This is a genomic window from Teretinema zuelzerae (assembly GCF_021021555.1).
Lineage (GTDB): Bacteria > Spirochaetota > Spirochaetia > Treponematales > Treponemataceae > Teretinema > Teretinema zuelzerae.
The window spans coordinates 196716-221905 of sequence record NZ_JAINWA010000001.1 but is presented as its reverse complement, the minus strand read 5'-3'; the positions used below and the strand labels follow the sequence as shown (position 1 = coordinate 221905).

9 protein-coding genes, 2 tRNA genes and 8 rRNA genes are annotated in these 25190 nt (G+C 47.8%); 18 read left to right on the top strand and 1 reads right to left on the bottom strand.

Annotated features, from left to right (window positions below):
* The first annotated feature begins 261 nt into the window (after nucleotides 1-261).
* From K7J14_RS01075 to K7J14_RS01000, 16 genes are all read left to right on the top strand, one after another.
* Nucleotides 262-3226, top strand: a 23S ribosomal RNA gene (locus K7J14_RS01075).
* A gap of 219 nt (nucleotides 3227-3445) precedes the next feature.
* Nucleotides 3446-3557: ribosomal RNA gene (gene rrf, locus K7J14_RS01070) — 5S ribosomal RNA — on the top strand.
* Nucleotides 3558-4230: 673 nt separating this feature from the next.
* Nucleotides 4231-5772: ribosomal RNA gene (locus K7J14_RS01065) — 16S ribosomal RNA — on the top strand.
* Between the two features lie 354 nt (nucleotides 5773-6126).
* A tRNA-Ile gene (locus K7J14_RS01060) sits at nucleotides 6127-6200 on the top strand.
* Between the two features lie 318 nt (nucleotides 6201-6518).
* Nucleotides 6519-9483 (top strand): 23S ribosomal RNA (locus tag K7J14_RS01055).
* Nucleotides 9484-9702: 219 nt separating this feature from the next.
* Nucleotides 9703-9814, top strand: a 5S ribosomal RNA gene (rrf, locus tag K7J14_RS01050).
* Nucleotides 9815-10487: 673 nt separating this feature from the next.
* Nucleotides 10488-12030: ribosomal RNA gene (locus K7J14_RS01045) — 16S ribosomal RNA — on the top strand.
* 253 nt (nucleotides 12031-12283) lie between these two features.
* Nucleotides 12284-12357, top strand: a tRNA-Ala gene (locus K7J14_RS01040).
* A gap of 283 nt (nucleotides 12358-12640) precedes the next feature.
* Nucleotides 12641-15605 (top strand): 23S ribosomal RNA (locus K7J14_RS01035).
* A gap of 219 nt (nucleotides 15606-15824) precedes the next feature.
* Nucleotides 15825-15936, top strand: a 5S ribosomal RNA gene (gene rrf / locus K7J14_RS01030).
* The 16S, 23S and 5S rRNA genes sit together here with 2 tRNA genes alongside, the layout of an rRNA operon.
* Nucleotides 15937-16060: 124 nt before the next feature.
* The gene (locus tag K7J14_RS01025) at nucleotides 16061-16534 is read left to right on the top strand and encodes a chemotaxis protein CheW (RefSeq protein ID WP_230752210.1); all 474 of its coding nucleotides are present in this window, start codon (nucleotides 16061-16063) and stop codon (nucleotides 16532-16534) included.
* Nucleotides 16535-16555: 21 nt separating this feature from the next.
* The gene (locus K7J14_RS01020; protein ID WP_230752209.1) at nucleotides 16556-17581 is read left to right on the top strand and encodes a DegT/DnrJ/EryC1/StrS family aminotransferase; all 1026 of its coding nucleotides are present in this window, start codon (nucleotides 16556-16558) and stop codon (nucleotides 17579-17581) included.
* Nucleotides 17582-17593: 12 nt separating this feature from the next.
* Nucleotides 17594-18490 (top strand): NAD(+)/NADH kinase, encoded by an 897-nt coding sequence (locus tag K7J14_RS01015; RefSeq protein WP_230752208.1) that lies wholly within the window; start codon nucleotides 17594-17596, stop codon nucleotides 18488-18490.
* Nucleotides 18483-20165 carry a DNA repair protein RecN gene (recN, locus tag K7J14_RS01010; protein WP_230752207.1) on the top strand — a complete coding sequence of 561 codons (1683 nt, stop codon included), beginning with the start codon at nucleotides 18483-18485 and terminating at the stop codon, nucleotides 20163-20165. The genes K7J14_RS01015 and recN overlap by 8 nt, the downstream gene beginning before the upstream one ends.
* Before the next feature lie 22 nt (nucleotides 20166-20187).
* Nucleotides 20188-20997, top strand: a complete 810-nt coding sequence (locus K7J14_RS01005; RefSeq protein WP_230752206.1) for a hypothetical protein — start codon at nucleotides 20188-20190, stop codon at nucleotides 20995-20997.
* Nucleotides 20998-21033: 36 nt separating this feature from the next.
* A complete protein-coding gene (locus K7J14_RS01000) occupies nucleotides 21034-22251 on the top strand; it encodes an HD domain-containing protein (protein WP_230752205.1) in 1218 nt (405 codons plus the stop codon).
* Here K7J14_RS01000 and K7J14_RS00995 read toward each other — a convergent pair.
* Entirely contained in the window at nucleotides 22235-23623 is a 1389-nt protein-coding gene (locus K7J14_RS00995; protein ID WP_230752204.1) for an OmpA family protein, read from the bottom strand. The two genes, K7J14_RS01000 and K7J14_RS00995, sit on opposite strands and share 17 nt — an antisense overlap.
* A gap of 70 nt (nucleotides 23624-23693) precedes the next feature.
* On the opposite strand from K7J14_RS00995, the gene K7J14_RS00990 reads away from it, so the two are divergent.
* Both K7J14_RS00990 and K7J14_RS00985 read left to right on the top strand, forming a co-directional pair.
* The gene (locus tag K7J14_RS00990) at nucleotides 23694-24239 is read left to right on the top strand and encodes a cyclic nucleotide-binding domain-containing protein (protein ID WP_230752203.1); all 546 of its coding nucleotides are present in this window, start codon (nucleotides 23694-23696) and stop codon (nucleotides 24237-24239) included.
* A 135-nt stretch (nucleotides 24240-24374) separates the two neighbouring features.
* Nucleotides 24375-25166 carry a M23 family metallopeptidase gene (locus K7J14_RS00985; RefSeq protein WP_230752202.1) on the top strand — a complete coding sequence of 264 codons (792 nt, stop codon included), beginning with the start codon at nucleotides 24375-24377 and terminating at the stop codon, nucleotides 25164-25166.
* Nucleotides 25167-25190 lie beyond the last annotated feature (24 nt).

Here is a 25190-nt window from a genome sequence, read left to right as displayed (position 1 = left end):
AAGCGTGTTGCCTGCGGGCGGCTAATCAAGATGCTGGCGAAACAAGTGATATTTGACATACAACATAGGGAAGGAAACGAGAAGCATCGCAGAAATGCGATGAAGTTAAGAAACGAAGGTTTCTTTTTGAATCTCTTAAAAGCGCGTTTTGCAAGCGAAGCGGATCTTTTTAGAAAGCCGTAACACGGGTGGAAAAGAAGAGAGGCGAGCGAAGAAGGCGTGTGAAAACGAAGAGGGATCGAAAAGAAGAAACGATAATATGGTCAAGCGAAGAATAGGTGTATGGTGGATGCCTTGGAGCTACGAGGCGAAGAAGGCCGTGATAAGCTGCGAAAAGCCAGGGGAAGGAGCACATATCCTGTGATCCCTGGATAGCCGAATGGGGTAACCCGATGGAAGCGATTCCATCATTCGATATCTGAATAAAATAGGGTACGAAAGCCACACTGGGTGAACTGAACCATCTAAGTAACCCGGGAACAGAAATCAAGAAGAGGAGCGATCCTCCGGAGATTCCGAAAGTAGCGGCGAGCGAAATCGGAAGAGCCCAAACCCGTTTAACGGGGGTTGTAGGGCCGCATGGGCGTAAGCCGAAGAGTGATAAAATCGATATATAGCGGAATGGTTTGGGAAGGCCAGTCAAAGAGGGTGAAAGCCCCGTACGCGAAATAGATCGGTCTCTTTGATGCGGTACCTGAGTACGGCGGGGCACGAGAAACCCTGTCGGAATCCGGGTCGACCACGATCCAAGGCTAAATACTCCGTAGCTACCGATAGTGCAGAAGTACCGTGAGGGAAAGGCGAAAAGAACCCCGGCGAGGGGAGTGAAATAGAACCTGAAACCATACACTAACAAGATGTCACAGCCCGCAAGGGTAGTGGCGTGCCTTTTGTAGAATGAGCCTGCGAGTTACGGTAACGAGCGAGGTTAAGTGATAGAAGTCACGGAGCCGGAGGGAAACCGAGTCTGAAAAGGGCGAAAATAGTTCGTTGTCGTAGACCCGAAGCCAAGGTGATCTAGTCATGAGCAGGTTGAAGCTCGGGTAATACCGAGTGGAGGACCGAACTCTAATCTGTTAAAAAAGGTAGGGATGACTTGTGACTAGGAGTGAAAGGCTAAACAAACCTGGAAATAGCTGGCTCTCCCCGAAATGCCTTTAGGGACAGCCTCATACAAAACTTTCGGAGGTAAAGCACTGGATGGACTAGGGGGCTTCACCGCCTACCAAACCCAATCAAACTCTGAATGCCGAAAGTCAACGTATGGGAGTGAGACTGTGTGCGACAAGGTTCATAGTCAAGAGGGAAACAGCCCGGACCGTCAGCTAAGGTCCCGAAATACCGCTCAGTGTAAAATGAGGTGTGAATACATAGACAGCCAGGAGGTTGGCTTAGAAGCAGCCATTCCTTTAAAGAGTGCGTAATAGCTCACTGGTCGAGTGTTCATGCGCAGATAATGTAACGGGGCTAAGCGGTATACCGAAGCTACGGATCTATACTACTAGTATAGGTGGTAGGGGAGCATTCCATGGACCGAAGAAGGCGTACCTGTGAGGGGCGCTGGAGGGGATGGAAGAGAGAATGCAGGTATAAGTACACGAAAAGAGGGGTGAGATTCCCCTCCGCCGAAAACCTAAGGTTTCCTGGGTAAAGGTCATCTGCCCAGGGTAAGTCGGCCCCTAAGGCGAGGACGAAAGTCGTAGTCGATGGGAATCCGGTTCATATTCCGGAACCTTTTTCAATTTCGAAGGCAGGACGCATGAGGTGAAATCCGGCCGGGCGACGGTTGTCCCGGTCGAAGCAGCGAGCCGTTGATTGTGGCAGGCAAATCCACCACGAGAGGTAAGCTGTGACAGCGAGTAAAGCTACGGCGAAGCGAAGCGGACGTAATCACGGTGCCGGGAAATACTGTCTAAGGCTAGGTTGAAAAAGACCGTACCGTAATCCGACACAGGTAGGTGGGATGAGAAATCTCAGGCGCTCGAGAGAACTCGCGTTAAGGAACTCGGCAAAATGCACACGTAACTTCGGAAGAAGTGTGGCCCCTGTTTGGTTAAAGAGTGGGGGTGGCACAGAGCAGGCCCAGGCGACTGTTTATCAAAAACACAGCCATCTGCGAACCAGTAATGGGACGTATAGGTGGTGACACCTGCCCGGTGCTGGAAGGTTAAGAGGAGAGGTTAGCGGAGCCGCGAAGCTTTGAATCGAAGCCCCAGTAAACGGCGGCCGTAACTATAACGGTCCTAAGGTAGCGAAATTCCTTGTCGGGTAAGTTCCGACCCGCACGAATGGTGTAACGATTCTGGGCACTGTCTCAACGCGAGACTCGGTGAAATTTATATACCGGTAAAGAAGCCGGTTACCCATAGTTAGACGGAAAGACCCCGTGAACCTTCACCGTAACTTATTATTGGATCTTGGTTTAGCATGTGTAGGATAGGTGGGAGACGTTGAGACGTGGCCGTCAGGTTGCGAGGAGTCGACAAGTGAAATACCACCCTTGCTGAATTAGGATTCTAACCTTGGCCATGAATCTGGTCTGGGGACAATGATAGGTGGGCGGTTTGACTGGGGCGGTCGCCTCCCAAAGAGTAACGGAGGTGCGCGAAGGTCTCCTCGCGCCGGATGGAAATCGGCGTATGAGTGTAAAGGCACAAGGAGGCTTGACTGCGAGACTGACAGGTCGAGCAGGTACGAAAGTAGGTCTTAGTGATCTGGCGGTAGCGAGTGGAAGCGCCGTCACTTAACGGACAAAAGGTACTCCGGGGATAACAGGCTGATTTTCCCCAAGAGTTCACATCGACGGGAAAGTTTGGCACCTCGATGTCGGCTCATCGCATCCTGGGGCTGAAGCAGGTCCCAAGGGTTTGGCTGTTCGCCAATTAAAGCGGTACGTGAGCTGGGTTCAGAACGTCGCGAGACAGTTCGGTCCCTATCTGCTATGGGCGTTGGATGATTGAGAGGAGCTGCATTTAGTACGAGAGGACCGATGTGGACGAACCTCTGGTGTACCTGTTGTTCTGCCAAGGGCACGTGCAGGGTAGCTAAGTTCGGAAGGGATAACCGCTGAAGGCATCTAAGTGGGAAGCCCACCTCAAGATAAATCATCCCTGGGGATTTAATCCCCCTAAAGACTCCTGGGAGACTACCAGGTTGATAGGTTGGAGGTCTACGCACAGTAATGTGTTCAGCCGACCAATACTAATAAGTCGTGAGGCTTGACCATATTATCGTTTTACTTCTAAAATACGTTTCTCGTTTCTAAACACCCTATGCGCCATGCGTACTATCAATCGGTTTGCCGTTCGCTCGAAACCGGTTGGAAATGGATCTTACGAAAGAGTCTACAGCCTGTTATAAAAGGCGTAATTGATGAAAGACGTCTTTCGAAGAGGGCAGGCGGAAAGAAAACATGAGCGGACGCACATGACATTAGTTAATAATGCCTGGTGGCCATAGTGGAGAGGCAATACCCGTTCCCATCCCGAACACGGAAGTCAAGCTCTCTAACGCCGATGATACTGCTTGCAAAGTGGGAAAGTAGGTAGCTGCCAGGCTTTTTTATGGAAGATATTTGAGCCGTAAGACGGCCTGAAAAGTATCTTCCATAAAAGATCTTGAATGTTTTCATGTCTCAGTTTTTTAAGGCATGAGAAAACAGGGTCGAATAACTGATCGTTCTGTGTTGGTACTCTTCATAAGAAGAACTCTTTTTTTCGTAACAGATGAAAGCGATGTGCTCTTATGAACAGAAAAGCATCACGACTAGATTGTTATCCGTATCGTCTATCGATGCTCCAGCGATTTGAAAAATAATCGTACGGGAATCAAGATGAAAGGGATTGACTGAAAGCGTGAAGCTGTGATACAGTCGATTCACTCGCCGCTAAACCCGAACAGGGGATGGCAGCGAAAATGGTCTTTGAAAATAAAGGGAAGGGAAAGAAGGACGCTGTTTGAAGCGTCAGTATACGAAGAGAAGAACGCTTGTAACAGAGCATTCTTTTGATAGTGTGCAGACAACCAAACGGTGAGGTTCGCGAAAAAGAGAAGAGAATAACAAACCTCGATAGATTGCTGAAATCGGAAACGAAGAAGCGGTCTTGACGCTTTCTGAACAAGAGTAGCTCTGCAAAGGGTGAAAAAAAGAAGAAAGCAATTCCTTTAAATAGATTAAAGGGAGAGGACTTGAAAATGATATCTTGATCCCGCAAGGGATTTAGAGAATATATCATGGAGAGTTTGATCCTGGCTCAGAACGAACGCTGGCGGCGCGTCTTAAGCATGCAAGTCGGACGGCAAGGGGAGCTTGCTCCCCCTAGAGTGGCGGACTGGTGAGTAACGCGTGGGTGACCTACCCTTGAGATGGGGATAGCCATTAGAAATAGTGGATAATACCGAATACGCTCTTTTTGCTGTGGCGAGAAGAGGAAACAGGCTACGGCCTGGCTCGAGGATGGGCCCGCGTCCCATTAGCTAGTTGGTGAGGTAACGGCCCACCAAGGCGACGATGGGTATCCGGCCTGAGAGGGTGTACGGACACATTGGGACTGAGATACGGCCCAAACTCCTACGGGAGGCAGCAGCTAAGAATATTCCGCAATGGACGAAAGTCTGACGGAGCGACGCCGCGTGGATGAAGAAGGCCGAAAGGTTGTAAAATCCTTTTGCTGATGAAGAATAAGTGGCGTAGGGAATGACATCATGATGACATTAGTCGGTGAATAAGCCCCGGCTAACTACGTGCCAGCAGCCGCGGTAACACGTAGGGGGCAAGCGTTGTTCGGAATTATTGGGCGTAAAGGGCATGTAGGCGGTTTGGTAAGCCTGGTGTGAAATCCTGCAGCTTAACTGTAGAATTGCATTGGGTACTGCCAGACTTGAATCACAGAGGGGAAACTAGAATTCCAGGTGTAGGGGTGGAATCTGTAGATATCTGGAAGAATACCGGTGGCGAAGGCGGGTTTCTAGCTGATGATTGACGCTGAGGTGCGAAAGTGCGGGGAGCAAACAGGATTAGATACCCTGGTAGTCCGCACCGTAAACGATGTACACTAGGTGTTGGGGCATGAGTCTCAGTGCCAAAGCTAACGTGATAAGTGTACCGCCTGGGAAGTATGCCCGCAAGGGTGAAACTCAAAGGAATTGACGGGGGCCCGCACAAGCGGTGGAGCATGTGGTTTAATTCGATGGTACGCGAGGAACCTTACCTGGGTTTGACATCAAGTGGAATGGTATAGAGATATATCAGCGTAGCAATACGCCGCTTGACAGGTGCTGCATGGCTGTCGTCAGCTCGTGCCGTGAGGTGTTGGGTTAAGTCCCGCAACGAGCGCAACCCCTACTGCCAGTTACTAACACGTTAAGGTGAGGACTCTGGCGGAACTGCCGGTGACAAACCGGAGGAAGGTGGGGATGACGTCAAGTCATCATGGCCCTTATGTCCAGGGCTACACACGTGCTACAATGGTAGCTACAAAGCGATGCTAAACCGCGAGGTCACGCAAAACGCAAAAAAGCTACCGTAGTTCGGATTGAAGTCTGAAACCCGACTTCATGAAGTTGGAATCGCTAGTAATCGCGCATCAGCACGGCGCGGTGAATACGTTCCCGGGCCTTGTACACACCGCCCGTCACACCATCCGAGTTGAGGGTACCCGAAGTCGCTAGTCTAACCCGTAAGGGAGGGCGGTGCCGAAGGTACGCTTAGTAAGGAGGGTGAAGTCGTAACAAGGTAGCCGTACCGGAAGGTGCGGCTGGATCACCTCCTTTCTGAGAGAAAGGCGAAATGCTTCGCATTTCGCCCTGGAGTTTCCGGTCTTCGACCGAAAACATCCATGGGCAAAGAGCAAGCGTTTTAATAGAAGCTTTCTGCCTAACGGCAGAAGCTTCGACAAACGGTTAGCGATAACCGATTGTTACGAAAAAAAAGTCCCTGGCGCTGCAATGCGCGTGTACAACAGGGCACATTCGAATCGAATCAAAACGAATCTTGAAAATCCTTCTTTCCCTTTACCTTTTTTTATACAGAAAGACGAGTTTTTTCCTCCATATTTCGCAGGCGTCTCCGGTACGAACGGGGAGCGAAGCGAAAGAAAAGAGGGGTTTAAGACTTCTGTTTCTGACGGGCCTGTAGCTCAGTCGGTTAGAGCACTTCTCTGATAAGGAAGGGGTCATTAGTTCAACTCTAATCAGGCCCATTGATCTGACCCGGACGAGTGAAATACAGGTTCGGAAAAGAAAGAAGCCGGTTTTGAAAGCGTGTTGCCTGCGGGCGGCTAATCAAGATGCTGGCGAAACAAGTGATATTTGACATACAACATAGGGAAGGAAACGAGAAGCATCGCAGAAATGCGATGAAGTTAAGAAACGAAGGTTTCTTTTTGAATCTCTTAAAAGCGCGTTTTGCAAGCGAAGCGGATCTTTTTAGAAAGCCGTAACACGGGTGGAAAAGAAGAGATGCGAGCGAAGAAGGCGCGTGAAAACGAAGAGGGATCGAAAAGAAGAAACGATAATATGGTCAAGCGAAGAATAGGTGTATGGTGGATGCCTTGGAGCTACGAGGCGAAGAAGGCCGTGATAAGCTGCGAAAAGCCAGGGGAAGGAGCACATATCCTGTGATCCCTGGATAGCCGAATGGGGTAACCCGATGGAAGCGATTCCATCATTCGATATCTGAATAAAATAGGGTACGAAAGCCACACTGGGTGAACTGAACCATCTAAGTAACCCGGGAACAGAAATCAAGAAGAGGAGCGATCCTCCGGAGATTCCGAAAGTAGCGGCGAGCGAAATCGGAAGAGCCCAAACCCGTTTAACGGGGGTTGTAGGGCCGCATGGGGATAACCCGAAGAGTGATAAAATCGATATATAGCGGAATGGTTTGGGAAGGCCAGTCAAAGAGGGTGAAAGCCCCGTACGCGAAATAGATCGGTCTCTTTGATGCGGTACCTGAGTACGGCGGGGCACGAGAAACCCTGTCGGAATCCGGGTCGACCACGATCCAAGGCTAAATACTCCGTAGCTACCGATAGTGCAGAAGTACCGTGAGGGAAAGGCGAAAAGAACCCCGGCGAGGGGAGTGAAATAGAACCTGAAACCATACACTAACAAGATGTCACAGCCCGAAAGGGTAGTGGCGTGCCTTTTGTAGAATGAGCCTGCGAGTTACGGTAACGAGCGAGGTTAAGTGATAGAAGTCACGGAGCCGGAGGGAAACCGAGTCTGAAAAGGGCGAAAATAGTTCGTTGTCGTAGACCCGAAGCCAAGGTGATCTAGTCATGAGCAGGTTGAAGCTCGGGTAATACCGAGTGGAGGACCGAACTCTAATCTGTTAAAAAAGGTAGGGATGACTTGTGACTAGGAGTGAAAGGCTAAACAAACCTGGAAATAGCTGGCTCTCCCCGAAATGCCTTTAGGGACAGCCTCATACAAAACTTTCGGAGGTAAAGCACTGGATGGACTAGGGGGCTTCACCGCCTACCAAACCCAATCAAACTCTGAATGCCGAAAGTCAACGTATGGGAGTGAGACTGTGTGCGACAAGGTTCATAGTCAAGAGGGAAACAGCCCGGACCGTCAGCTAAGGTCCCGAAATACCGCTCAGTGTAAAATGAGGTGTGAATACATAGACAGCCAGGAGGTTGGCTTAGAAGCAGCCATTCCTTTAAAGAGTGCGTAATAGCTCACTGGTCGAGTGTTCATGCGCAGATAATGTAACGGGGCTAAGCGGTATACCGAAGCTACGGATCTATACTACTAGTATAGGTGGTAGGGGAGCATTCCATGGACCGAAGAAGGCGTACCTGTGAGGGGCGCTGGAGGGGATGGAAGAGAGAATGCAGGTATAAGTACACGAAAAGAGGGGTGAGATTCCCCTCCGCCGAAAACCTAAGGTTTCCTGGGTAAAGGTCATCTGCCCAGGGTAAGTCGGCCCCTAAGGCGAGGACGAAAGTCGTAGTCGATGGGAATCCGGTTCATATTCCGGAACCTTTTTCAATTTCGAAGGCAGGACGCATGAGGTGAAATCCGGCCGGGCGACGGTTGTCCCGGTCGAAGCAGCGAGCCGATGATTGTGGCAGGCAAATCCACCACGAGAGGTAAGCTGTGACAGCGAGCGAAGCTACGGCGAAGCGAAGCGGACGTAATCACGGTGCCGGGAAATACTGTCTAAGGCTAGGTTGAAAAAGACCGTACCGTAATCCGACACAGGTAGGTGGGATGAGAAATCTCAGGCGCTCGAGAGAACTCGCGTTAAGGAACTCGGCAAAATGCACACGTAACTTCGGAAGAAGTGTGGCCCCTGTTTGGTTAAAGAGTGGGGGTGGCACAGAGCAGGCCCAGGCGACTGTTTATCAAAAACACAGCCATCTGCGAACCAGTAATGGGACGTATAGGTGGTGACACCTGCCCGGTGCTGGAAGGTTAAGAGGAGAGGTTAGCGGAGCCGCGAAGCTTTGAATCGAAGCCCCAGTAAACGGCGGCCGTAACTATAACGGTCCTAAGGTAGCGAAATTCCTTGTCGGGTAAGTTCCGACCCGCACGAATGGTGTAACGATTCTGGGCACTGTCTCAACGCGAGACTCGGTGAAATTTATATACCGGTAAAGAAGCCGGTTACCCATAGTTAGACGGAAAGACCCCGTGAACCTTCACCGTAACTTATTATTGGATCTTGGTTTAGCATGTGTAGGATAGGTGGGAGACGTTGAGACGTGGCCGTCAGGTTGCGAGGAGTCGACAAGTGAAATACCACCCTTGCTGAATTAGGATTCTAACCTTGGCCATGAATCTGGTCTGGGGACAATGATAGGTGGGCGGTTTGACTGGGGCGGTCGCCTCCCAAAGAGTAACGGAGGTGCGCGAAGGTCTCCTCGCGCCGGATGGAAATCGGCGTATGAGTGTAAAGGCACAAGGAGGCTTGACTGCGAGACTGACAGGTCGAGCAGGTACGAAAGTAGGTCTTAGTGATCTGGCGGTAGCGAGTGGAAGCGCCGTCACTTAACGGACAAAAGGTACTCCGGGGATAACAGGCTGATTTTCCCCAAGAGTTCACATCGACGGGAAAGTTTGGCACCTCGATGTCGGCTCATCGCATCCTGGGGCTGAAGCAGGTCCCAAGGGTTTGGCTGTTCGCCAATTAAAGCGGTACGTGAGCTGGGTTCAGAACGTCGCGAGACAGTTCGGTCCCTATCTGCTATGGGCGTTGGATGATTGAGAGGAGCTGCATTTAGTACGAGAGGACCGATGTGGACGAACCTCTGGTGTACCTGTTGTTCTGCCAAGGGCACGTGCAGGGTAGCTAAGTTCGGAAGGGATAACCGCTGAAGGCATCTAAGTGGGAAGCCCACCTCAAGATAAATCATCCCTGGGGATTTAATCCCCCTAAAGACTCCTGGGAGACTACCAGGTTGATAGGTTGGAGGTCTACGCACAGTAATGTGTTCAGCCGACCAATACTAATAAGTCGTGAGGCTTGACCATATTATCGTTTTACTTCAAAAATACGTTTCTCGTTTCTAAACACCCTATGCGCCATGCGTACTATCAATCGGTTTGCCGTTCGCTCGAAACCGGTTGGAAATGGATCTTACGAAAGAGTCTACAGCCTTTTATAAAAGGCGTAATTGATGAAAGACGTCTTTCGAAGAGGGCAGGCGGAAAGAAAACATGAGCGGACGCACATGACATTAGTTAATAATGCCTGGTGGCCATAGTGGAGAGGCAATACCCGTTCCCATCCCGAACACGGAAGTCAAGCTCTCTAACGCCGATGATACTGCTTGCAAAGTGGGAAAGTAGGTAGCTGCCAGGCTTTTTTATGGAAGATATTTGAGCCGTAAGACGGCCTGAAAAGTATCTTCCATAAAAGATCTTGAATGTTTTCATGTCTCAGTTTTTTAAGGCATGAGAAAACAGGGTCGAATAACTGATCGTTCTGTGTTGGTACTCTTCATAAGAAGAACTCTTTTTTTCGTAACAGATGAAAGCGATGTACTCTTATGAACAGAAAAGCTTCACGACTAGATTGTTATCCGTATCGTCTATCGATGCTCCGGCGATTTGAAAAATAATCGTACGGGAATCAAGGTGAAAGGGATTGACTGAAAGCGTGAAGCTGTGATACAGTCGATTCACTCGCCGCTAAGCCCGAACAGGGGATGGCAGCGAAAATGGTCTTTGAAAATAAAGGGAAGGGAAAGAAGGACGCTGTTTGAAGCGTCAGTATACGAAGAAAAGAACGCTTGTAACAGAGCATTCTTTTGATAGTGTGCAGACAACCAAACGGTGAGGTTCGCGAAAAAGAGAAGAGAATAACAAACCTCGATAGATTGCTGAAATCGGAAACGAAGAAGCGGTCTTGACGCTTTCTGAACAAGAGTAGCTCTGCAAAGGGCGAAAAAGAGAAGAAAGCAATTCCTTTAAATAGATTAAAGGGAGAGGACTTGAAAATGATATCTTGATCCCGCAAGGGATTTAGAGAATATATCATGGAGAGTTTGATCCTGGCTCAGAACGAACGCTGGCGGCGCGTCTTAAGCATGCAAGTCGGACGGCAAGGGGAGCTTGCTCCCCCTAGAGTGGCGGACTGGTGAGTAACGCGTGGGTGACCTACCCTTGAGATGGGGATAGCCATTAGAAATAGTGGATAATACCGAATACGCTCTTTTTGCTGTGGCGAGAAGAGGAAATCAGGCTACGGCCTGGCTCGAGGATGGGCCCGCGTCCCATTAGCTAGTTGGTGAGGTAACGGCCCACCAAGGCGACGATGGGTATCCGGCCTGAGAGGGTGTACGGACACATTGGGACTGAGATACGGCCCAAACTCCTACGGGAGGCAGCAGCTAAGAATATTCCGCAATGGACGAAAGTCTGACGGAGCGACGCCGCGTGGATGAAGAAGGCCGAAAGGTTGTAAAATCCTTTTGCTGATGAAGAATAAGTGGTGTAGGGAATGACATCATGATGACATTAGTCGGTGAATAAGCCCCGGCTAACTACGTGCCAGCAGCCGCGGTAACACGTAGGGGGCAAGCGTTGTTCGGAATTATTGGGCGTAAAGGGCATGTAGGCGGTTTGGTAAGCCTGGTGTGAAATCCTGCAGCTTAACTGTAGAATTGCATTGGGTACTGCCAGACTTGAATCACAGAGGGGAAACTAGAATTCCAGGTGTAGGGGTGGAATCTGTAGATATCTGGAAGAATACCGGTGGCGAAGGCGGGTTTCTAGCTGATGATTGACGCTGAGGTGCGAAAGTGCGGGGAGCAAACAGGATTAGATACCCTGGTAGTCCGCACCGTAAACGATGTACACTAGGTGTTGGGGCATGAGTCTCAGTGCCAAAGCTAACGTGATAAGTGTACCGCCTGGGAAGTATGCCCGCAAGGGTGAAACTCAAAGGAATTGACGGGGGCCCGCACAAGCGGTGGAGCATGTGGTTTAATTCGATGGTACGCGAGGAACCTTACCTGGGTTTGACATCAAGTGGAATGGTATAGAGATATATCAGCGTAGCAATACGCCGCTTGACAGGTGCTGCATGGCTGTCGTCAGCTCGTGCCGTGAGGTGTTGGGTTAAGTCCCGCAACGAGCGCAACCCCTACTGCCAGTTACTAACACGTTAAGGTGAGGACTCTGGCGGAACTGCCGGTGACAAACCGGAGGAAGGTGGGGATGACGTCAAGTCATCATGGCCCTTATGTCCAGGGCTACACACGTGCTACAATGGTAGCTACAAAGCGATGCTAAACCGCGAGGTCACGCAAAACGCAAAAAAGCTACCGTAGTTCGGATTGAAGTCTGAAACCCGACTTCATGAAGTTGGAATCGCTAGTAATCGCGCATCAGCACGGCGCGGTGAATACGTTCCCGGGCCTTGTACACACCGCCCGTCACACCATCCGAGTTGAGGGTACCCGAAGTCGCTAGTCTAACCCGTAAGGGAGGGCGGTGCCGAAGGTACGCTTAGTAAGGAGGGTGAAGTCGTAACAAGGTAGCCGTACCGGAAGGTGCGGCTGGATCACCTCCTTTCTGAGAGAAAGGCGAAATGCTTCGCATTTCGCCCTGGAGTTTCCGGTCTTCGACCGAAAACATCCATGGGCAAAGAGCGAGCGTTTCAATAGAAGCTTTCTGTCTAACGGCAGTGAGTTTCGACAAACGGTTAGCGATAACCGATTGTTACGAAAAAAAGTCCCTGGCGCTGCAATGCGCGTGTACAACAGGGCACATTCGAATCGAATCAAAACGAATCTTGAAAATCCTTCTTTCCCTTTACCTTTTTATTGGGGATATAGCTCAGCTGGCTAGAGCGGCGGCTTTGCAAGCCGTAGGTCAGGGGTTCGAATCCCCTTATCTCCATAAGCATTTTGATTAGTGCTTTTTTTGGAAAGAGTTTTTGTAATTCGATTGTTTTAATCAGTTACAAGCGATATTTGACATACAACATAGGGAAGGAAACGAGAAGCATCGCAGAAATGCGATGAAGTTAAGAAACGAAGGTTTCTTTTTGAATCTCTTAAAAGCGCGTTTTGCAAGCGAAGCGGAACTTTTTAGAAAGCCGTAACACGGGTGGAAAAGAAGAGATGCGAGCGAAGAAGGCGCGTGAAAACGAAGAGGGATCGAAAAGAAGAAACGATAATATGGTCAAGCGAAGAATAGGTGTATGGTGGATGCCTTGGAGCTACGAGGCGAAGAAGGCCGTGATAAGCTGCGAAAAGCCAGGGGAAGGAGCACATATCCTGTGATCCCTGGATAGCCGAATGGGGTAACCCGATGGAAGCGATTCCTTCATTCGATATCTGAATAAAATAGGGTACGAAAGCCACACTGGGTGAACTGAACCATCTAAGTAACCCGGGAACAGAAATCAAGAAGAGGAGCGATCCTCCGGAGATTCCGAAAGTAGCGGCGAGCGAAATCGGAAGAGCCCAAACCCGTTTAACGGGGGTTGTAGGGCCGCATGGGCGTAAGCCGAAGAGTGATAAAATCGATATATAGCGGAATGGTTTGGGAAGGCCAGTCAAAGAGGGTGAAAGCCCCGTACGCGAAATAGATCGGTCTCTTTGATGCGGTACCTGAGTACGGCGGGGCACGAGAAACCCTGTCGGAATCCGGGTCGACCACGATCCAAGGCTAAATACTCCGTAGCTACCGATAGTGCAGAAGTACCGTGAGGGAAAGGCGAAAAGAACCCCGGCGAGGGGAGTGAAATAGAACCTGAAACCATACACTAACAAGATGTCACAGCCCGAAAGGGTAGTGGCGTGCCTTTTGTAGAATGAGCCTGCGAGTTACGGTAACGAGCGAGGTTAAGTGATAGAAGTCACGGAGCCGGAGGGAAACCGAGTCTGAAAAGGGCGAAAATAGTTCGTTGTCGTAGACCCGAAGCCAAGGTGATCTAGTCATGAGCAGGTTGAAGCTCGGGTAATACCGAGTGGAGGACCGAACTCTAATCTGTTAAAAAAGGTAGGGATGACTTGTGACTAGGAGTGAAAGGCTAAACAAACCTGGAAATAGCTGGCTCTCCCCGAAATGCCTTTAGGGACAGCCTCATACAAAACTTTCGGAGGTAAAGCACTGGATGGACTAGGGGGCTTCACCGCCTACCAAACCCAATCAAACTCTGAATGCCGAAAGTCAACGTATGGGAGTGAGACTGTGTGCGACAAGGTTCATAGTCAAGAGGGAAACAGCCCGGACCGTCAGCTAAGGTCCCGAAATACCGCTCAGTGTAAAATGAGGTGTGAATACATAGACAGCCAGGAGGTTGGCTTAGAAGCAGCCATTCCTTTAAAGAGTGCGTAATAGCTCACTGGTCGAGTGTTCATGCGCAGATAATGTAACGGGGCTAAGCGGTATACCGAAGCTACGGATCTATACTACTAGTATAGGTGGTAGGGGAGCATTCCATGGACCGAAGAAGGCGTACCTGTGAGGGGCGCTGGAGGGGATGGAAGAGAGAATGCAGGTATAAGTACACGAAAAGAGGGGTGAGATTCCCCTCCGCCGAAAACCTAAGGTTTCCTGGGTAAAGGTCATCTGCCCAGGGTAAGTCGGCCCCTAAGGCGAGGACGAAAGTCGTAGTCGATGGGAATCCGGTTCATATTCCGGAACCTTTTTCAATTTCGAAGGCAGGACGCATGAGGTGAAATCCGGCCGGGCGACGGTTGTCCCGGTCGAAGCAGCGAGCCGATGATTGTGGCAGGCAAATCCACCACGAGAGGTAAGCTGTGACAGCGAGCGAAGCTACGGCTGAGCGAAGCGGACGTAATCACGGTGCCGGGAAATACTGTCTAAGGCTAGGTTGAAAAAGACCGTACCGTAATCCGACACAGGTAGGTGGGATGAGAAATCTCAGGCGCTCGAGAGAACTCGCGTTAAGGAACTCGGCAAAATGCACACGTAACTTCGGAAGAAGTGTGGCCCCTGTTTGGTTAAAGAGTGGGGGTGGCACAGAGCAGGCCCAGGCGACTGTTTATCAAAAACACAGCCATCTGCGAACCAGTAATGGGACGTATAGGTGGTGACACCTGCCCGGTGCTGGAAGGTTAAGAGGAGAGGTTAGCGGAGCCGCGAAGCTTTGAATCGAAGCCCCAGTAAACGGCGGCCGTAACTATAACGGTCCTAAGGTAGCGAAATTCCTTGTCGGGTAAGTTCCGACCCGCACGAATGGTGTAACGATTCTGGGCACTGTCTCAACGCGAGACTCGGTGAAATTTATATACCGGTAAAGAAGCCGGTTACCCATAGTTAGACGGAAAGACCCCGTGAACCTTCACCGTAACTTATTATTGGATCTTGGTTTAGCATGTGTAGGATAGGTGGGAGACGTTGAGACGTGGCCGTCAGGTTGCGAGGAGTCGACAAGTGAAATACCACCCTTGCTGAATTAGGATTCTAACCTTGGCCATGAATCTGGTCTGGGGACAATGATAGGTGGGCGGTTTGACTGGGGCGGTCGCCTCCCAAAGAGTAACGGAGGTGCGCGAAGGTCTCCTCGCGCCGGATGGAAATCGGCGTATGAGTGTAAAGGCACAAGGAGGCTTGACTGCGAGACTGACAGGTCGAGCAGGTACGAAAGTAGGTCTTAGTGATCTGGCGGTAGCGAGTGGAAGCGCCGTCACTTAACGGACAAAAGGTACTCCGGGGATAACAGGCTGATTTTCCCCAAGAGTTCACATCGACGGGAAAGTTTGGCACCTCGATGTCGGCTCATCGCATCCTGGGGCTGAAGCAGGTCCCAAGGGTTTGGCTGTTCGCCAATTAAAGCGGTACGTGAGCTGGGTTCAGAACGTCGCGAGACAGTTCGGTCCCTATCTGCTATGGGCGTTGGATGATTGAGAGGAGCTGCATTTAGTACGAGAGGACCGATGTGGACGAACCTCTGGTGTACCTGTTGTTCTGCCAAGGGCACGTGCAGGGTAGCTAAGTTCGGAAGGGATAACCGCTGAAGGCATCTAAGTGGGAAGCCCACCTCAAGATAAATCATCCCTGGGGATTTAATCCCCCTAAAGACTCCTGGGAGACTACCAGGTTGATAGGTTGGAGGTCTACGCACAGTAATGTGTTCAGCCGACCAATACTAATAAGTCGTGAGGCTTGACCATATTATCGTTTTACTTCTAAAATACGTTTCTCGTTTCTAAACACCCTATGCGCCATGCGTACTATCAATCGGTTTGCCGTTCGCTCGAAACCGGTTGGAAATGGATCTTACGAAAGAGTCTACAGCCTGTTATAAAAGGCGTAATTGATGAAAGACGTCTTTCGAAGAGGGCAGGCGGAAAGAAAACATGAGCGGACGCACATGACATTAGTTAATAATGCCTGGTGGCCATAGTGGAGAGGCAATACCCGTTCCCATCCCGAACACGGAAGTCAAGCTCTCTAACGCCGATGATACTGCTTGCAAAGTGGGAAAGTAGGTAGCTGCCAGGCTTTTTTATTTTAAATTCAAGCATAAAAGTAATTTTATTCCTTCTCCCCTTGCTAGTTCAAAAACTTCCTTGAAGAAAAAACTAATACATAGTATTCTTATTGTTAGTAGTTATTGGAGGTGCTCATGGCCGCAGGCGATTCACAATTTCAGCTTGTTACATTTCAGCTCGGTGAAGAATTGTATGGCGTAGACATCATGGATGTTAAGGAAATTGTTCGTGTACAGGATATACGACCGATCCCGAACGCACCTTATTACGTGGAAGGCATATTCAATTTAAGAAGCGAGATAATACCGATTATCAATTTGCATAAACGATTCCACCTTAAAAAAGCCCAGCTCGAAGAAGGTGACGAGTATCTCGGAGGTTTTATAATTATAAACATCGATGGGAATAAACTCGGTATAATTATTGACCGCATCGCAAGAGTCGTGATGGTTCAGCAATCAGAAATTCAGCCTCCTCCTCAAATGATCAGCGGAATCGGAGCGGAGTACATCAACGGTGTAGTACGGCAAGATTCAAGTTATCTCATAGTACTAGACATCAGGCGTTTGTTTAATCCTAAAGAGCTCCAAAAGTTAGCAAGTTTATAAAAATTTTTAGTTTGGATATACATGAAAATACCAGTTTTTAGTTCTACGATCCGTCGTAAAGAGATGGATGCGGTTTTGACTTGCATGGTTGCCGAGCGCGTTGGTCCCGGCGAAATGAATCAACGTTTTTCTCAGACTGTTAAAGAGAGTCTTTCATTCGAGGGAGCGGGCGTATTCCGAAGCGCTTCAATTGCTTTAGCCTATGCATGTAATGCTTTAAATCTTACTGCTGGAAGCGGTATCATAATTTCTGCTTTAGCTCCTGCCTGGCATTATCATGCTGTATCGCGTTTAGGGTATAATCCCATAGTCGCCGACGTCGATGCCGAAACGGCAGTTGTTACTGCGGATTCATTGAAAAATGCCGTGGATCAAGGCGGCAGGCTAATCCTCCTGCATGAGACTCTCGGTTTTGTACCGGATATGCCTTCAATTCTGGCTTTGAACATACCTGTTATTGAAGATATTTCGCAAAGCGTCGGCACCTTTGTCAACGAGAAGCCGGTAGGAACTTTCGGAATCTTTTCGATTTTGGGCTTGGAAGATCGTGATTTGCTGACAGCCGGAGGAGGAGCTTTACTTTTAGCGGCGAACAAGCGCGAAGCTATCGTTCTGAAAAAACTGGTCGATGAAGCACCGAAAACCGACATTCTTCCCGACATAAACGCGGCATTGGCTTGGGTTCAATTTAAGGAACTCGGAAGAAACAGCCAAACAAGAAAAGAAATGCATTCTTTATTTCTCCGTTCTCTGATGCAGGGCCGTCATAAAACCATAATACAGGGCGAAGAGGTAGTTTCGTCGGTATATGGATTTCCGGTGATATTATCCAGCGGATTAAAAGAAGTACGACAGTATGCGACAAAAAAGGATATTGAAATAGAAGAGGCCTTTAGCGATAGCGTTCTATCAGTATTGGGCGACGATGTTGAAGGCTTCATTAATGCAAAATCCCTTTCAATGCGGTGTGTTTTATTTCCGCTTTATCCTCGCCTGGGAGCCGCAAATGTTGCGAAGATCTCGAAGATTCTTGCAACGTTGCCGTGAGTTTTACATAGTATGATGGAATCCGATAGAATAGCGGCGGTCATCGTTAACACATGGAAACCGGAGCCTCTTCAAATTGCAAAGGAAGTCGTTTCATTTCTTTCTGCCAAAAATATTAATTCGCACATATATTATTTTGACGGTTCAATGGCAGAAAAACCTTTTGAAAAAGCTGATTTCGCTGTTACTCTTGGCGGCGACGGGACGGTTCTTTTTGCAGCGCGTTTTTTTGCCGAGAGGGGCATTCCGATTTTTCCCATCAATTTAGGAGAATTCGGATTTATTGCAGGAATTCAGCCGGACAGCTGGATGATTCCCTTAACAGAATTTCTTAACGGTAATACGAATGGCATTGAACGGATGTTGTTGCATACTGAAGTATATCGAGGTTCTGAACGGATCTTCGAATCCGAAGCATTGAACGATGCTGTCGTTTCAGGAACGGGAATTGCAAGAATTGTTCAAATGGAAGTATCGTTCAACGGACATTCATTCGGAACTTACAAAGCGGACGGCATTATCGTCGCTACGCCGACTGGTTCCACTGCCTACTCGGCGGCTTCAGGAGGGCCCATTTTGGCTCCTGATATGTCGGCTTTTGTATTGTCGCCTATTTGCGCGTTTTCATTGTCGAATAGACCGATTGTATTGCCCTCTTCTGGAAAAATGACCTTGAAAATTCTCCAGTCTCGTCAAACGAATACAATACTAACGGTCGATGGCCAGGAAGTATGCCCGCTGGTTACCGGAGACGAGATAAAAATCAGCGAGGCATCGCGGAGGGTTATGCTAATCGGCTGCGACTCAAGCGTGTTTTATTCTGCTCTCAGGTCTAAGTTGAACTGGTCGGGAATGCCTGTATCGGATAAACTGAACGACAAAGAGAGTAAGGACCAAGGTTATGATTGAAGACTTATCCGTTCGCGATTTTGCATTAATTGATTCGGTTTCGCTGGATATTGAAAACGGTTTTACCGTTTTATCAGGAGAAACTGGAGCAGGAAAATCAATTTTAATCGGTTCTCTTTCTTTTTTGCTGGGCGGGAAAGCAACTGCTGACAGCATACGGACAGGTTGCGATGAGGCTAGAGTTTCTGGAACTGTATATTTGCCGGAATCAGCAAAAAGCGCTCGCGAATGGTTAGCTGATAAAAACATTCAGCTTGAAGATAATCGCGTTATTCTTCGCCGATCGCTTCGTCAATCCGGCAAGACTCAGACATGGATACAGGACGCTCTTGTTACCCGCCAGGAATTAGCAGATTTCACGTCTTTTCTAGTCGATATGCATGGACAGCATGATCATCAATCCCTGCTTCGCGTGGACCAGCATCGCCGTTTTTTAGATGTCTTTGCCGGATTGGAAGAGGATGTTCGGGATTTCACCCGTTTATATGCTGAATTAGCGCTGAATCGCAAAAAAAAAGACGAACTTTCACTGTCTGCGAAAGAAAGATCCGATCGGATGGAATTGTTGTCGTTTGCTGTTTCGGAAATCGACTCTGCCTCAATATCCGAAAACGAAGAGGTAGAACTTGAATCAGAAGAACAGCGCCTTAGACAATTCGAAAAACTGTATTCTCTTTCTGACCAGATAACCTCGTTATTATCAAAAGACGAAGGAATCGTTCCTTCTTTAAAAAAAGTTAAGAATCTGACGGACTCTTCTTCAATTATTGATTCTTCATTGAGCCAAATTGATGCCCGCGTGCAAAATGTTTTTTACGAGATAGAAGACATCTCTGAGTCGTTTCGACAATATTCTGAAAGCTTGATCTATGATCCTGCCAGGCTTGATTACATCGAAGAACGTTTGAGCGATCTTTTTAAACTAAAAAAGAAATACGGTCCCACGATTTCCGATGTGTTGGCTTATTCGAAAGAAGCAAAAAACGAACTTCAAGCTCTTGAAAATTCGGATGAAGATAGAGCTCAGCTCGATGCGACGATAGCGGAAATAGAGAAAGAGCTTTTTCGGCTTGGTAAGGCGATATCGAAGCGAAGAAAAGAGTCGGCATTGATCCTTCAGACAAAAGTTGAGGAAATTCTGCGTACGTTAGGCATGCCTGGAACGCTTTTTCACGTTTCTATTCAGGAACGCGAAGGTTCAGACACGATTCAAATGTGCGGTCCATGGGGGTTCGACGATATCGAGTTTCAAATAGCTCCGAATCAGGGCGAACCTCTTCGGCCTCTTGCCAAGATCGCTTCGGGCGGCGAATTGTCAAGAATTATGCTTGCGTTGAAAACCGTTTTGGCAGACGCCGACGAAACCGATACCTTGATATTCGACGAAATCGATACAGGAATCGGCGGAGAGATTGCGCTGGCGGTAGGCGGGCATCTCAGGGATTTATCGAAGAGAAAACAAGTATTATGCATAACGCATCTTGCGAGCATTGCAGTTCGCGCCGATAATCAGATTAAAATAGAGAAGAATATCGCTGACGGCAAAACAATTACTCGCGCTTCTGCCGTTGTTGGCGATAAACGGATCGAGGAAATAGCGCGAATGCTTTCAGGAGACGGATATTCCGAAGCCTCATTGCAGCATGCGACGGAATTATTGAATAAATATCGCTGATTTTTTTCCAAGGAGTGGGGAAGTGGCAAAAGTTACCGAAGAAGCTCGACAACTGTACGGCGAGCATGTAGCCATCTATCAACAACAAATCGACTCCCTGCTTATTCGGGAAAAAAATATGCTCATGATGATCGAAAACGATTCAGTCGGCGCCTCTTATAAGCGTTTAATGCTGACCGATGAAATGCTCTATTTAACGACGCTATATTTAGCGAAGCATTCATTATCGCTTTCCCTTCTCGGGGTTAAAAATGAGGATGCGCTTAATGAAGCCCGTAAAACGCTGTATAAAGCAGTTATTTATCTCGAAGAGGTAGTCACGAATTTCATCGATGTTCCCTATTCTGATTATGAAGCTCAGATCGAAGAAATACGCAATCTTCCTCAGACAAAACGCTATTACCTGATACGTAAATTAGGACTTGCGATCCGGTTGGTTCTGGATGCGTACGGAGACAATACAAAGTGGCGTTGGACCTTTGTCGAACTGGAAGCGCGCTTTGCGACTGTAACAAAAAATATTCTGGATCTTAAACAGGCTTCGAAAATTGCCTTCGACCCCAGATCGCCTGATTATGACGATACAATTTATCATCTCAGACTGCTGAAACGCTTGTTGCAGCAAGCTGCAGACCGCTACCGCGAAAAGTATGAACTATCAACCGGCAGAATTGACGATTTCCGTCTAGCAATTAATTATTTATTAGCGTTAAGGCGCATAAACATCATACTAAATGAACGTACCGAGGCGGAAGAAGCAAAGAAAAAAGCGGATATCTGGAAGGAAAAAATGGAAAAAGACCACCAGAAGAGCGAATCGCAAAAGCGCTGATGTTTTTTCTCTTTTTTTTCAGATTAAGGAGCCTTCATGCTTGATAGAAAATTCGTTCTGAAAATCTTCGAGGCTTTTTCCATTGAAAGATGGAATGATCTTGTAAGGCCCTTTGAAATTATTGAAATGGATAAGACCGCAGAAAAAACGGTTTTAGCCTATATGATCGGAAAATTCGAAGAAGAACGGGGCGTAAAAGTCGATTGGCGCCGGATTATTTACGGGTCGTTTTTCGACCTGCTTCGAAAAATCGCGCTTTGCGATATAAAAGCTCCGGTGCAAAGAATGATCCGAGAAGAATATCCGGAAGAATTTGAACGATTGAATCATTGGGTTCTCGATCAATATCGGGATGTCATAGTCGATTGCGCTTTGTTCTCGGAATTCGAAAATCATCTCTTTCTTCCCATAGATGCATCGGATTCGACTTCCAGAATACTGAAAGCCGCGCATAAGTATTCTACACTTAGAGAAGTAGAAATGCTTCGTCTTGTCAATGAACCATTCCGGCTTATCGAAATAGAAAAAGGGCTTAATAGGGATTTGGAGGCTTTTCTTGACCTGCGTTGCATGCAACTGCTCGTTACCAAACAACAGCCGTATGATTTCTTGATGCAAATTGAACGGTTGCGCTTCCAAACCCGATGGAATCAGACCCCCCGGGTTCCAAGGACCAGCGTTCTCGGTCATTCGTATTTCGTCGCGGTGATGACTCTGTTACTGGGAAGAAACTCGCCTCTATGCGATAAACGGTTTTACAACAACTTTTTTTCCGCTCTGTTCCACGATCTCCCCGAAGCAGTCACAAGGGATATTATATCACCCGTAAAACAGGCAACCCACCACCTGCCTCAAATCGTCAAAGAAATTGAAGACCGTATCGTTGAACGAGAATTGCTCCCCTTGATGGATAAGTCTTATCGGGACGAACTGCTGTATTTCACCGCTAACGAATTTGAAAACAGAATTCGCGATACCGAAGGAAAGGTCGTAGAAGTCACGTATGAAGAGCTGAACGAATCCTATAACGACGAGAAATTTCATCCCATCGACGGCAAGCTCGTACGTTTCGCTGATCATATAGCAGCGTTTATCGAAGCAGATTCCTCCATACAGTACGGAATTACCTCAACGCATCTACGGGAAGGCAGAAGAAATATTTTATCTCTTTATCCTGAAGGAAAAGTAGTCAACGGTATTCATGCGCATGCTTTTTTTGCGGAATTTCCGGCTGCAATCACTCAAGTATTGTAATTTCGACCCGGCGGTTCATCGATCGTCCCTTGTCGGTTGCGTTATCGGCAATCGGTTTTTCGCCTCCGAAGCCGGCATATATGAATCGATCAGCCGCGATTCCTCTTTTCACAAGCTCGTCCACGATTTTTTTTGCTCGTAAAATCGATAACTCCAGCTCTCCCCGGGGCTTCCCTATCTTCGCGGTGTGTCCTTCAACAAGGAATTGGGAACCTTCCGCCGAACGGAGGATATCGGCCAAGGCATCGATTCTCCAGTACTCATCAGGCAATACCGAATCGCTGTCGGCCATAAAACGGATGTCCCTGACTGAAAGCCTCAGTCCCTTCGGCGTTTCTTCCAGAAGAAATGACGATCCATCCTCCAGCAGGGCAACTGTTTCAGGTGTTTGTGTAATCATACCGTTTCCGCCTCGGCCGCTTTTCTCAGCGGCGGCAGGAAGATCTTGAACATGATTTACTGGATCAGCAAATTTCGTTTTTTCGGGTAAGGCAGCGTCTGCACTGGATGAGAATGAATCATTTTGAGATAATCCCTTGTTTTTTTTCGAAGCTTCGTTATTTTGGTTTTTTACTTTAGATAAAATTGCTGTTTTTTCTACCCTAGCCGCAGACTCGGTAAAAATCGCTGTGTTTCCTTTAAATCGAATCGTGCTCCCGTCGAGATATTGAAATGTTTCGTCAAGACGGTCCAAAATAAGCATGGTAACGCCGGTTTCCGGATTTATTAGTATTTCTGCGTCGTGGGTTCCATTTGCTTGGATAAGCTCGGGATCCTTTACTGCCGGCATGTTGTATTTCGAGAATCGTGTAGCGAATTTCGCCTTTATTTTTTGCACCTGCCGGCCCTTATATTCCTGCATTCCGGTAAAAGTGTATTGAACGAGTATTGGAAGCTTCGTCTTTGTTCCATTGTTCTTTGGATCTATCACTCGGATTGCCTCGCTTTCCCATATATCTCCAGGTTTGATCGCTTCATTTGGAATCAAGGGGAAGTTGCGGAAATGAGGATATCCATAATCCGTATGAAACTCCATGGATCCATCGGCATGCAGTGTGAACGATGCTTCTTTTATGGCATCCACCGGTCTCGCGGCCAGAATCATGTCTTTTTTTGTTTCTTCGAGAACGTAAAAAAAGCCGGAAAACCTGGTATTCGCTGAAATTCCCTCTGCACGCAAATTTGCTCTGATTTCGCGATGGGTCAATCCTGTATATGATCCGTTGTCGTACCGTGACCAGTTCGAGCGTTCCGTCATGGTATAACGAGTCTGCCCGGCAATTTTGTCCGATAACTGCGTTGATGCCTCATCAGAATGAAGAATATTATTTGAAACGCATAATATGTATAAAAAAAGTAAAATAATTTTCATTTCAACAGTTTATAACATATATTCATTTTGATGTGTGTTAAACTATGTTAATTGATAATAGGAGCGGCATATGAAAAAAGTTGACATATTTCCTGAAGCATTGTTTACGAGTCTTGTTGATATTCCCATGTTCTCGCGCATTGACCGATCGGATCTGGACGATTTGCCGTCTATATGCAATTTGTATTCCTACGAGCCTGGGGAAAAAATCATACAGGAAGGTTCTGTTTCCGTAAGTTTGTTTATTCTCTTATCCGGAGATGTGGACATCCTTAAAAAAGGCCAGCAGAAAGAGGAAATTCACATTAATTCGCTGACGATGGGAGCAACTTTCGGAGAAACATCTATTTTTAAAGACGAACCGAGTACAGCGACTGTTCGAGCGCGGAGCTTGTCTTTGATTATGGCTCTTTCGCGGGAAAATTTCTCCAATTACATCACAAAACATCCAAAAGCCGGCCTGGTTATTATGACGTACATCGTGTACGGCCTACTCGAAAAGCTCCGTTCGTCGAACGAAGTGATAGCGTATGAAAAGGAATTCATGGTGTCTGCCGACGATCTGGATGCAATGAGCGCTTTATTGCCCTCTAATGTCGAGGATATGCTTTCTTAACCAAGCTTTGATCAAATCAGGTAATGAGCAGCATCTGAAATGCCGAAATACTAGATGATGTGTAAGTATAAATTCGCCCGCTTAACCGGTTTCTTCTGTTGTATCCTTTTATTCTCTTCTTTATGGTCAGAAGAATTGATTCATATTCTTCAAAAAGGCGAAACCCTGTACGGAATCAGCCGTAAATATAACATATCGACCGAGGCGTTGATGGCTGCGAATAAAATCGCCGATCCTTCAAAATTGCGCGAGGGTCAACGATTGTCGATTCCCAAGACATACACCGTAAAGAAGGGCGACACCTTATTCGGAATAGCGCGCGAATTCAACGTTGATGTTGAACGCATCATCACAATAAATAACCTCAAGAAGGACTCTTCGATACGAATCGGCGATATGTTATTGCTTCCCGTCGATTCATCAGTTCAAAACCATTCTGAATCAGGTTTGAAAATTGCAGAAAAGAATAATCGGACTCAATCGCCGGATTTTGCGGGTGTTCCTTTGTCATCCGTGCCTCCCAAACCTCTTGAAGACCCAAGAACGTATACAAATCAGAAAGTCGACAAAAAAATCGTGTGGCCTGTATCTGCATTGGATATATCATATTTGAATGGAAAGTTGTACGGCGTTTCTATCACATCAAGACTGGGCGAAAAGGTTAAAACGATTTCCTCCGGCGCAGTCCTTTCGATCGGTCCATATAGAGGCTTCGGCCAGGTTGTCTTTTTGCAGGCGAAAAGCGGATATATTTATGTTTATGGAGGTCTTGACAAGATATCCGTCAAGCCTGGTGATACACTCAATTTCGGTGATGAGATAGGAAATCTCGGATCCGATTCATTGTCCGGAAAACCAAAGCTATATTTTATGGTGTATAATAAGGATGTTCCGGTGGATCCTGCAAAGGCTCCCCGGGGCTATTAAGCACTAAACAGGATTGGGTGTCGT